Source organism: Saccharomonospora saliphila YIM 90502 (genome assembly GCF_000383795.1).
GTDB classification, from domain to species: Bacteria; Actinomycetota; Actinomycetes; order Mycobacteriales; family Pseudonocardiaceae; genus Saccharomonospora; species Saccharomonospora saliphila.
In genome coordinates, this window is the sequence record NZ_KB912727.1 from 5,491 (window position 1) to 10,819 (window position 5,329).

Below are 5,329 nucleotides of genomic sequence, written 5' to 3' on the forward strand. Positions count from 1 at the left end.
CGCACCGGGGGCAGCGGTGTGGTGTCGTCGTCGGGGACGTCGTCCTCGGGGAAGTGGTGGGGCACGGGGCCATCCTCCCGGGCGGCGCCGCGTGCTCGCCGCCGAGGTCGCGCCCGTCGGCCGGCGCGGCGAACTCGGCCGGAACGGAATGGAACCGAGCGACCACGCGTGGCGTCGTAGGGGCCGAGAACGATACTCGCGGCGGCGTGCCGCGGGCCGCGTCGCGGTTCACGCCCGGCTGGGGGTCGGACGTGAGCCGGGCGTCCCGGACACGCCGCCCCGTTCTCGCCGTTTCGACCGTCGAAACGCATCGCTTGCCGGTCGGGGGTGGCCCGGGGGAGGGTCGCCCGGACCGATCTGACGTCAGGGGAGGGGACCACGGTGGGCGCCGAGGTGACGGAGCAGACCCCGTACACGACCAGCAGGGCGTTTCTCGAGGCGCTCGCCGAGGGAGGGGTGCGCTACGTCTTCGCCAATCTCGGCAGCGACCACCCGGGCCTGGTCGAGGCCTACGCGCGGGCACGGGCCAACGGCACCGAGCACACTCTGCCCCAGTTGGTCGTGTGCCCGCACGAGAGCGTGGCGATGGCCGCGGCCCAGGGCTACGCCCAGGTCACGGGCGTGCCACAGGCCGTGGTCGTCCACGTCGAGTGCGGCACCCAGAACATCGGCGGGATGCTGCACAACGCCGCGAAAGGCCGCTTCGGCGTCCTGCTCTACGCGGGCGCCTCGCCCTACACCCAGGAGGGCGAGCTGTTCGGCAGCCGCAACGAGTTCATCCAGTGGATCCAGGACGTGCGCGACCAGCGCGGCATCGTGCGGGGCTACGCCAAGTACGACAACGAGATCCGCACCGGCGCCAACGTCGCCCAGCTCGTGCACCGGGCCCTGCACATGGCCGCCAGCGACCCCGCGGGGCCGGTGTACCTGGTCGGTCCGCGTGAGGTGATGGAGGCCGAGGTTCCCGGGGAGCCCGCGCCTGCCGGGCCGCGCTGTCGCGGTAACCGTGCAGCAGCACCAGCCGAGCGGGTTCCCCGCCCCGGTTGCCGCCGGAACCGGCGCGCGCACTGCGCTGCCCGGCTCGCCGGCCTCCGCAGGCCGACACCCGCAGCACACGGGTGCGGAACCCGGCGTAGGTCCGGTGACCGGTACGGACCGTCGTGGCGTCCCGCGCGGGGGAGGGCGCCCCGTGATCCGGGGACGCCGCTCCCGCTCGCGCCGCTGCGATCATGTCTTCAGGTTAACGCGGATTTCACTCCTGTGATCCCCCGAAACGGGGACACGCGTGCCGTCACCGCGTGAACACGATCTTTCCGGCGGTGTTGCCCTCCAGCATGTCGGTGAAGCCGCGCCGCGCCTCGGACAGGGGCATTTCGGCGCCGATCTGGGGCCGGATGCCTGCCAGGTCGAGGTAGGAGATCACGTCGGCCAGTTCGTCGCGGGTGCCCATCGTCGACCCGGCGACCCGGAGCTGGAGGAAGAAGACCCGTTGCAGGTCGGCGTTCGCGTCCGGTCCGCTGGTCGAGCCCGACACGACCACGATGCCGCCCGGCTTCAGCGATTTGAGCGAGTGGGCCCAGGTCGCCTTGCCGACCGTTTCGAACACGCCGTCCACGCGCTCGGGCAGTTTCGCCCCGGTTTCGAAGGTCGCGTGCGCGCCGAGGCTCTCGGCCAGCGCGCGCTTGCTCTCGGTGCGTCCGGTGACCCAGACCCGCAGGCCCGCGGCGCGGCCGAGCTGCACCAGCGCGGTCGCCACGCCACCGGAGGCACCCTGCACCAGCATGGTCTGCCCCGGCCGCAGCCCCGACTTGACGAACAACATGCGGTAGGCGGTCAGCCACGTCGTGCCCAGCGTGGCCGCCTCGGAGAACGACAGTCCGGCGGGCTTGGGCAGCACGTTGCGCGCAGGAACGACGACGGAATCGGCGAAGGTCCCCTGGTATTTCTCGGTCAGCAGGGTGCGTTTCGGGTCGAGCGTGTCGTCCCCGTGCCAGTCGGGGTCGTTGACCACCGAGTGCACGACGACCTCCGTGCCGTCGTCGGTGACGCCCGCTCCGTCGCACCCGAGGATCATCGGGAACTGGTCGGGCTTGATACCGACACCGCGCAGGGTCCAGAGGTCGTGCATGTTCAGGCTCGCGGCCCGGACCGACACCCGGACCCATCCCTCGGGGACGTCGGGGTCGGGGCGCTCGCCCACCGCGAGCGAGGACAGCGGGTCGTCGGCGTTGGGTTCTGTGGCATAGACGGCGAACATGGCCACAACCTACCTGGAGTAGGCTCGGGACCGTGTTCGACGGAGTGGCTCGCTGGTGGGACGGCGTCGAGTTGTGGCTGGCGCAACTCTGGTTCCCGTTCCAGTTCGTGCTGGTCGCCGTCGTCCTGGTCCCGCTGTGCCTGGGGCTCGCGTGGGTGGTCGAGCGCGCCGTCGACGTCGTCGGCGACGGGCTGCGCCGCCTCGGCGGGCGCGGACCGAGCGCGCGGGCGGACTCCGAGGGGGGCCGCGGTGCTCTCCCGTAGGCGGATTAGTGCGGCGCTGATCGCCTTGCTGCTGCTCGTGCTCGGGGCCTGGCTGGTGCGGGAGGTCCTCGGGGTTGGCGATCCCGCCGAGGCCCCCGGTAGCCTGCCGGGCGCGGAGTCGCACGCACCCGCCGCGGTGGTGTCGGTGTGGTCTCCGGGCCCGCACGCGCGGTGGTGAGCTCGCCGGGTGCGGGCACCGGATCAGGCGTGGGCCCGCACGGCAGGACCTTCGGTAGTAGGGAGACACTGTTGCCACACATGCCATCGGGCCATGGCCCCGGACACGACCGGTACGAACCCTTCGTCGCGGCGGACACCTGATGACGACGGTCACGCCGAGGCCCGACTCCCGTACGGTCGCCGACCAGGCCCGCGCCCGTGGCGCGTACGCGCACGTGGTGGACGGCAGCGCGCACGCCGACCGCACCGGCGCGCTCGACGCGATCGCCGCGGCGCTGTCGATCCCGGACCATTTCGGGCACAACCTCGACACGTTCTACGACGGCCTGACGGATCTGTCCTGGCTCCCGCCCGGCGAGCATGTGCTGATCTGGATCGCGGCCGACGCGCTCAAGCAGGCGGACCCGAAGTCCTACCTGGCTGTCCACGGGGTGCTGTCCGACGCGCAACGGGCACTCACCCCGCGTCACGGGCGCCGCGAGAGCCGGACCCTGACGGTGGTCCTGGCCGACTGACGCGGCACCCGGCGCGGAGCCCCGGTCGTCGCGCGGGCGGGTGGACGTCGTGCTACTCGCCCGCTCCGGGAACCCAGTTCGGCGTGCGCTTCTCGGCGAACGCGGCGATGCCCTCCTGGCCCTCCGAACCGGCGAAGAACCGCGCCGAAAGGGCCTGCATGGCCTCGAACGTCTCGGGCAGCGCTCGCGCGCTCTCGCCCTGGAGCAGCTCCTTCGTCGCGGCGAGCGCGGTCGGCGCGCCGCGCACCAGGGAGTCGACGTAGGACGCCACGGCCGCGTCCAGCTCGTCCTCGGGCACGGCGGCGGTGAGCAGGCCGATCTCGGCGGCCCGGCGCGCGTCGAAGGTGTCGCCGGTGAGCATCAGCTCGTGCGCGGCGCGGGCCTGCAGCCGGGGCAGCACCGGAACGGAGATCACCGCGGGGACGACACCGATGCGGACCTCGGAGAAGGCGAAGGTGGCGGTCTCGACCGCGACCGCGAGATCGGCGGCGGCGAGGATGCCGATGCCGCCCGCACGGGCCGGGCCCGCGGCCTTGGCCACGACGGGCTTCGGAGAGGTCCACAGTCGCCGCAGGATCTCAGGGAAGTCGTTCACACCCTGCTCCCGCGCTCCGGACCCCCGCGCTTCCTTGAGGTCCATCCCGGCGCAGAAAACGGGGCCGGTGTGATCGAGCACGATCACCCGCACGGTGTCGTCGGCGACCGCGCTGTCGAGCGCGGCACTCAGCTCGGCCCGCAGCCGGGCGGACAGGGCGTTGCGGTTGTGCGGCGAGTCCAGGGTCACGGTCGCGACCCCGCTCGCCACGGTGTGGTGCACCAGTTCGTCAGCCATGTGCACACCCTGGCACAGGGGCGCGCGGTCCCCGTGCCCGCTCGGCGTCCGGGACGGCGACGGCCGCGCTGCGGTGGACGTGGCGAGGGCCGACACTGGGGAGCCGTGCGCGCACGGTGTCGGCGGGACGTGGAGCTCGGCGGAGGTGCCGCGCTGAGTGGTGTGCTCACCCAGGACTGGCCTGCGTTGTGGGCGATCATCGCCTTCGTCTCCGCCGGTGCGCTCACCGTCGCGGCGAGCGTCCGGTTGGTCGGCCTCGGGGACACGCTGGCCGACCGGACCGGCTGGGGCGAGGCGTTCTTCGGGGCGGTGTTCTTCGGCCTGGTCACCTCGCTGTCCGGGATCGTGATGACCGGGGTGAGCGCGGCCGCCGACCAGCCCGCGCTGGCCTACAGCAACGCCGTCGGCGGCATCGCGGTGCAGACGCTCGCGATCGTGATCGCCGACATGGCCTACCGCAGGGTCAACCTGGAACACGCGGCCGCGTGGGAGCACAACCTCCTGTTCGGCTGCCTGCTGATCTTCCTGCTGAGCACCGCCCTGCTGGGTTCGTTCGGCCCCGACGTCGCCGTGCTCGGCGTGCACCCGGTGTCCGCGGTGCTGGTCGTGGTCTACCTCGGCGGGCTCAAACTGATCCGCGACCAGCGGCAGGTGATGTGGACAGCGGTGACGACGCGCGACACCCGCGTCGACCAGCCGGACGAGGGCGGCCGGTTCGGCGAGCGCACGACGGCATCACTCTGGTCGGAGTTCCTCGCCATCGCGAGCGTGGTCGTCGTCGGCGGCTGGGCCGTCGCCCACGCGGCCGAGAGCCTCGTCGTCGCCACCGGCCTGAACGCGGGCTTCGTCGGTGCGGTGCTGATGGGTGTGGTCAACGCGCTGCCCGAGACGGTCACGGCGCTGATCGCCGTGCGCAGGGGCGCGCTCACGCTCGCCGTGGCCGCGGTCATCGGCGGGAACAGCCTGGACGTGCTCAACCTCGTGGTCGGCGACGTCGCCTTCGGGCACGGGTCGCTGTACCACGCGGCCGGGGCCGATCAGCTCTTCCTGACCACGGCGGCGTTGCTGATGACCACCGCCCTGCTCGGCGGCCTGCTCGTGCGGCAGCGGGGCGGCTGGTGGCGGGTCGGCTTCGACGGCGTGCTGCTCATGCTCATCTACCTCGCCGCCGTGGTGACGCTCTACTTCTGAGCTCGGTCCGGGCGGAACGCGCGGGCCGTCAGGCCGAGCGCGCGGGCGGGGCCGTGCTGTCGGCCGCGAGCGCCTCGGCGTAGCGCCGGAG

Annotated in this window: 7 protein-coding genes; 5 read left to right on the forward strand and 2 right to left on the reverse strand. The window is 72.7% G+C overall.

From position 1 onward, the window contains the following. The first annotated feature begins 393 nt into the window (after nucleotides 1-393). The gene (locus tag SACSA_RS23810; RefSeq protein WP_232213010.1) at nucleotides 394-1,302 is read left to right on the forward strand and encodes a thiamine pyrophosphate-binding protein; all 909 of its coding nucleotides are present in this window, start codon (nucleotides 394-396) and stop codon (nucleotides 1,300-1,302) included. Here the strand turns inward: SACSA_RS23810 and SACSA_RS0118900 are convergent. Beyond that, nucleotides 1,292-2,257, reverse strand: coding sequence for a zinc-binding dehydrogenase (locus SACSA_RS0118900; protein ID WP_019819289.1), 966 nt, complete (start codon nucleotides 2,255-2,257; stop codon nucleotides 1,292-1,294). The two genes, SACSA_RS23810 and SACSA_RS0118900, sit on opposite strands and share 11 nt — an antisense overlap. A 32-nt stretch (nucleotides 2,258-2,289) precedes the next feature. On the opposite strand from SACSA_RS0118900, the gene SACSA_RS0118905 reads away from it, so the two are divergent. From SACSA_RS0118905 to SACSA_RS0118915, 3 genes are all read left to right on the forward strand, one after another. Next, nucleotides 2,290-2,520 carry a hypothetical protein gene (locus tag SACSA_RS0118905; protein WP_019819291.1) on the forward strand — a complete coding sequence of 77 codons (231 nt, stop codon included), beginning with the start codon at nucleotides 2,290-2,292 and terminating at the stop codon, nucleotides 2,518-2,520. Next, on the forward strand, nucleotides 2,507-2,698 hold the full coding sequence (locus SACSA_RS26950; RefSeq protein WP_019819292.1) for a hypothetical protein: 192 nt from the start codon (nucleotides 2,507-2,509) through the stop codon (nucleotides 2,696-2,698). Before SACSA_RS0118905 ends, SACSA_RS26950 begins: the two co-directional genes overlap by 14 nt. Nucleotides 2,699-2,840: 142 nt before the next feature. Further along, nucleotides 2,841-3,215, forward strand: coding sequence for a barstar family protein (locus SACSA_RS0118915; RefSeq protein WP_019819294.1), 375 nt, complete (start codon nucleotides 2,841-2,843; stop codon nucleotides 3,213-3,215). Between the two features lie 52 nt (nucleotides 3,216-3,267). Here SACSA_RS0118915 and SACSA_RS0118920 read toward each other — a convergent pair whose 3' ends face one another. After that, nucleotides 3,268-4,047 carry an enoyl-CoA hydratase-related protein gene (locus SACSA_RS0118920; RefSeq protein ID WP_019819296.1) on the reverse strand — a complete coding sequence of 260 codons (780 nt, stop codon included), beginning with the start codon at nucleotides 4,045-4,047 and terminating at the stop codon, nucleotides 3,268-3,270. A 105-nt stretch (nucleotides 4,048-4,152) separates the two neighbouring features. On the opposite strand from SACSA_RS0118920, the gene SACSA_RS0118925 reads away from it, so the two are divergent. Beyond that, the gene (locus tag SACSA_RS0118925; protein ID WP_232213011.1) at nucleotides 4,153-5,238 is read left to right on the forward strand and encodes a sodium:calcium antiporter; all 1,086 of its coding nucleotides are present in this window, start codon (nucleotides 4,153-4,155) and stop codon (nucleotides 5,236-5,238) included. Nucleotides 5,239-5,329: the final 91 nt, after the last annotated feature.